Annotated in this window: 12 protein-coding genes; all 12 read left to right on the top strand. The window is 31.6% G+C overall.

Annotated features, from left to right (window positions below; translation table 11 throughout):
- The coding region (locus ACIQ2I_RS08090; RefSeq protein ID WP_396181915.1) for a single-stranded DNA-binding protein at positions 1–390 on the top strand (390 nt) is incomplete at its 5' end.
- 2 nt (positions 391–392) lie between these two features.
- Complete coding sequence (locus ACIQ2I_RS08085; protein ID WP_396181914.1) at positions 393–638, top strand: hypothetical protein; 246 nt, start codon at positions 393–395, stop codon at positions 636–638.
- Between the two features lie 85 nt (positions 639–723).
- Positions 724–1035 (top strand): hypothetical protein, encoded by a 312-nt coding sequence (locus ACIQ2I_RS08080; protein ID WP_396181913.1) that lies wholly within the window; start codon positions 724–726, stop codon positions 1033–1035.
- Positions 1032–1304, top strand: coding sequence for a hypothetical protein (locus tag ACIQ2I_RS08075; RefSeq protein ID WP_396181912.1), 273 nt, complete (start codon positions 1032–1034; stop codon positions 1302–1304). Before ACIQ2I_RS08080 ends, ACIQ2I_RS08075 begins: the two co-directional genes overlap by 4 nt.
- A 27-nt stretch (positions 1305–1331) precedes the next feature.
- Positions 1332–1964 carry an HNH endonuclease signature motif containing protein gene (locus tag ACIQ2I_RS08070; protein WP_396181911.1) on the top strand — a complete coding sequence of 211 codons (633 nt, stop codon included), beginning with the start codon at positions 1332–1334 and terminating at the stop codon, positions 1962–1964.
- Positions 1961–2200 (top strand): hypothetical protein, encoded by a 240-nt coding sequence (locus tag ACIQ2I_RS08065; protein ID WP_396181910.1) that lies wholly within the window; start codon positions 1961–1963, stop codon positions 2198–2200. Before ACIQ2I_RS08070 ends, ACIQ2I_RS08065 begins: the two co-directional genes overlap by 4 nt.
- Before the next feature lie 5 nt (positions 2201–2205).
- Complete coding sequence (locus ACIQ2I_RS08060; RefSeq protein WP_396181909.1) at positions 2206–2469, top strand: hypothetical protein; 264 nt, start codon at positions 2206–2208, stop codon at positions 2467–2469.
- Between the two features lie 4 nt (positions 2470–2473).
- Positions 2474–2647 (top strand): hypothetical protein, encoded by a 174-nt coding sequence (locus tag ACIQ2I_RS08055; protein WP_396181908.1) that lies wholly within the window; start codon positions 2474–2476, stop codon positions 2645–2647.
- Complete coding sequence (locus tag ACIQ2I_RS08050) at positions 2637–3056, top strand: hypothetical protein (protein ID WP_396181907.1); 420 nt, start codon at positions 2637–2639, stop codon at positions 3054–3056. The genes ACIQ2I_RS08055 and ACIQ2I_RS08050 overlap by 11 nt, the downstream gene beginning before the upstream one ends.
- A gap of 128 nt (positions 3057–3184) precedes the next feature.
- A complete protein-coding gene (locus ACIQ2I_RS08045) occupies positions 3185–3406 on the top strand; it encodes a hypothetical protein (RefSeq protein WP_396181906.1) in 222 nt (73 codons plus the stop codon).
- Positions 3403–3894, top strand: coding sequence for an HNH endonuclease (locus ACIQ2I_RS08040; RefSeq protein WP_396181905.1), 492 nt, complete (start codon positions 3403–3405; stop codon positions 3892–3894). Before ACIQ2I_RS08045 ends, ACIQ2I_RS08040 begins: the two co-directional genes overlap by 4 nt.
- A gap of 1 nt (position 3895) precedes the next feature.
- On the top strand, positions 3896–4648 hold a 753-nt coding region (locus ACIQ2I_RS08035), incomplete at its 3' end, for a helix-turn-helix domain-containing protein (RefSeq protein WP_396181904.1).

Here is a 4648-nt window from a genome sequence, read left to right as displayed (position 1 = left end):
GCTGAATTAAAAACTGTAGGCGATACGACTGTATGCACCTTTAGTGTAGCGCACACGGAAAAGATATATGGCCCAAATCCTTCAGAAAAAACGATATGGACATCTTGTAATATCTGGGGAGAAAGAGGGACCAAATTGCAGCCACATATTACCAAAGGTACCTATGTTGTGGTAGAAGGATCCGGAACGGTTAATTCTTATATGCAAAAGAATGGAGAACCTGCTGCTATTCTTAACTGTAGGGTAGCTACTTTAGAGTTTGGTGGAAAATCTGCTGCATCTACAGAAAGTAGTTCGATAACATCTACAGGAAATGTACAGCTACTTAATAATCCAGCCGTACAAGAATTGAAAAGTAAATTAAACTTTGACGAAGAACTACCATTTTAACCATGACACCTGAAGAAAAAATAGCATACAACCTAAAGAAGAAGGAGTATCGAAAAAATGTATCTGAATACCAAAAACAAAAGTATTTAGAATATTGTCGAAAAAGATACAATGCTTTAACGCCTGAAAAGAAAGCCGAGTTATTTGAAAAAAGAAAGGCATATTACCATGCAAACAAAGAGAAAAAAAGGGCATACCAAAGGGAGAGATACCACCTAACAAAGGAGAAGAAATCGATTGATTTATAAAGAAGCTTTTTAGTGAGTGATTAGTTATATAGTGTTCTTCGTAGCAAGGTGACAAAAACCTTGCTACTTTTTAAAAACCAAAATTATGAGCAAGTACAAACAATTTTTTACCAACCATGCCTTATTAAAGCAAAGATGTGTTGAGATTTGTAGATTATTCCACAAACATGACCCAGACCTTTATCCGGATATTCTTGAAGAAGATTTACTTTTTGTTTTCGACGAAAGAAATACAATTACGGTTATTAATTCTGAATTGATAACTATTGAAGATTATTGTTATATCGACATTCAATGGTTAGATGCTACCAATGATGAAATTGTAAAAGAAATATTAATCCGTAAAAATTCGAGGGAAGAATATATTGCTAAACAAAAATTGGCAAAAGGTAAATGAAAGAGGAAAGTAAAAGAGCTGTTTATTTTGCAGATACTAAAGTTTTTGTAAAGCGAATTATTGAAATTTTAGAATTGCATCAAAAATATAATCCTCAAAAATATGGTGATTTGAACACTAATTTAACCAAATCTTATGTAAGTCGTAAATCAATTACCGTCACTATGCAAGATGGTAGTTTTGATAAACCTTACTGTGAATTTCCCGTCGAATGGTTGCAGCTTCCCGATGATGAAATTATGTTAGAAATTTTATTTCAAAGAGAATAACATATTGGTGACGTCAACGAAATGGTAATGAAAAATAGAAAGCTACCCTATACCGAAGAAGAATTGGAAATAATTACAAAATTATACGCAACTACACCGGCTAAAGTTATCGCTACATGGATGCCTCATTCATCTATCTCTATTAGCAAAAAAGCCCACACAATGGGATTAAGGAAAGATAAGAAGTATTTAAGCGAACACGCTAGAAAGATAGCTTTAGCACAATGGCAAAATGAAAAAACAAGTAGCATAGCAAGAAATACCTGTTTTTATAAAGGTCATAAACCATGGAACAAAGGACAAAAATTGTCAAATGAACACATAGCAAAATTAACAGGCGTTTACAAAAAAGGTAATTTACCACACAATAATTTACCGATCGGTAGTATCAAGAATATCAATAAATACATTGAAATTAAATACGCTAATCACAAATGGATGTCACTGGCTCGGTATAACTGGGAACAAGTTCATGGAGAAATACCTAAAAATATGTGCGTATTTAAATTGGATGGCGATGCTTACAACAATGATATTAGTAATTTGTGTCTTGTCACTCGAAAGGATTTAGCACAACTTAATCGAAAGTACAATAAAATTCCCCAGGAATTAAAAGAAGTTCAAATATTAGTAAACCAAATCAAACAAAAAACAAAATGAAAAACAAAATCAGCGATTTACGAAATCACCTATTTGTCGTACTGGAAGAACTTTCCGATCCAGAATCTAACTATGATTTAGAAAAAGCGAAGGTTATCGCCAACGTTGCCCAAACTATTATTAATTCTGCCAGCGTAGAGAATCAATATCTAAAGATAGTTGGTAGCAGTCAAGGCAGTGGATTTATTGAGGAGGGGAAAAATGAAAATATTAAAACTTTAAACGAAAGAAACTGATGAATATGATTAACCAATTTATTATATTAAGATTAAAGGTATATGAAATATGCCTAATTTTTCATGAAGTGATGCCAGACGATTATGAACTTCTTGATTTAAATGATATTTCAATTTCTTTAAATACTGATTTTGATGAAATAGCCGTTAGAAGTAATTTACATTTTGATAACGCACAACATTTATGTTTTGGCATAGAATGGCTAAATATGTCAAATTTTGAAATTACTAATATTGCAAAAAAATTAAAATATTTAACAAAAGATTAAAAACATGGCAAATTTCATTAAGGCAGCCCTGGATAAGGTTTTCACAGAGGGAAATGAATTTCCGTCTGTGACATACGAAACGCCGCCAGCCGTGGTAAAATACATGGAAATGCAAAGCGCGGTTGGGAATCCGCCGTGGAAAAAAGGAAAAACAAAAACAAAACAATATGAAAATTAACGAGAAAGAAATTTGGAATGATGAACTAATCATTCATGGAGGCAAATATGGCAAAGAACTTAAAATTGTAAATAAACACAAAGTTTATAGACACGATATTATTTGGTATGACCCAAAAACTACCACAGTTGCTGACGCTTATTATTTGTCAAAATCTGAAGATTTGCAGCGTGATATGGTTGAATTAATGTTATTAATAAAGCATGAATCAGAAGATGAAAACACTTTACAATTTGCAACAGGTATTTATATGGAAAGAGATAATATTCCAGAGCCTATTTATGAATTTAGGTATTGCGATGAAATGGAGAATTGGATGTACGCACCACCAGAAGGGGAAATCATTGCTTTTTCTTTAGTTTGGGATTTGCCTTTAATGAGGATTTTTAATGAGGATGAGGAATTGTAAATAAATTTATTATCTTTGCTTATCCTTTGGAACGGACTAGACAACGTCCCAAAGGAGCATGAAGCAAATCTTTGTTTCACCTTGCCCCGATAGATGTCTAGCTATTGGGGCATTTTTTTTATACCAAAATGGACAATAAAGAATTATTAGAAGAAATTAGAAAAACAATACATGAAAAACATGATTGTAATTTATCTGATGACCAAATAGATTTAATTGCAGATTTATTTATGACAGGTTATACAGATTTTATTTTTACAGACCCTGAAGCAAAGTGGCATATAAATCATGCCTATCAATGTGGTATTAAATTTGCAATAAAATTTATAAATAAAAATAAAAACTTATGAAAGAAATTCAGTTAACGCAGGGAAAAGTAGCATTGGTAGATAATGAAGATTTTGAGTATTTGAATCAATGGAAATGGTGTTTACGAGGCACTGGTAATGGTAAATTTTACGCAATAAGAGGGTTTAGAAAGTCAAAAAAATGTAATGTTACATGTTCAATATCAATGCATAGACAATTAATGAAACCAGAAAAAGGATATGTTATTGACCATTTGGATGGCAATACTTTAAATAATCAAAAAAATAATCTTAGAATTTGCACTCAATCTCAAAACATTGCCAATTCTAAAATATCAATATTAAATACTTCTGGATACAAAGGTGTACGATATAATAAACAAAATAAAAGATATTACGCGGTAATAACATTTAATAGGAGAGCAATTAGTTTAGGTGGTTACATTGACATAATAGATGCTGCCCGTGCCTACAATAAAGCCGCAATAAAATTTCATGGTGAATTTGCAAACCTTAATAAAATAGATTAAAATGAACAAAGTAAACAATAAAACTAAAAAGTATTTTACCCAAATACCAAACGACTTGATAAGAAATTCAAACATTTCAGATAGAGCAAGATTTTTATATTGCTATATGTCTTCAATGTCTGAAAATTGGGAATTTTATCAGGGTAAAATGGCTAAAGATTTAGGGTATTCTAAAGATACCTTAAGAAAATATATTGACGAATTATTATCAACTGGATACCTTAAAAGAACTCAAAGACGAGGAGAAAAAGGAACCTTTGATAGCTTTGATTATGAGATAGATTTTATGCCGAATAAGGAATTCACCGTATCGGAAAAAACCCGTAACGGTGAAAATCCGACACGGGAAAAGTCGTCACTTAAGAATAAAAACTTTAAAGAAGAAAAACTTATAAATAATAACAACTTAAAAGAATCTTCTAAAAATTCTAAAGAATTTTGCCAAAATGAAGAAATTGAAATTATTGAAAATTGCAAAAAGAAAATTAACCCATTTCAGGCAGTAAGCGACGTTGAAAAAGAAAGAAAAATTGTTGCGACGCAAAAAGAAAGAAAGCCAAATCCAAACTACGAAGCCTTCACAATTTTCTGCCAAACGTTTGAGCAACTTTCTGGAGCCAAATACCCTACCGACCAAAATGGCAATTATATCATGATGCCAAAAGATGCAGGAAATATGGTTTACTTAATGCGTTTCATCGACAAAATAGATAGAAATGGAAATAGCCATGAAGCATTAAAAATATTCATGCAG

The organism is Flavobacterium sp. (assembly GCF_044368995.1).
Classification (GTDB): Bacteria; Bacteroidota; Bacteroidia; order Flavobacteriales; family Flavobacteriaceae; genus Flavobacterium.
The sequence above is the reverse complement of the archived record's forward strand: the minus strand, read 5'-3'. Positions and strand labels throughout refer to the sequence as shown.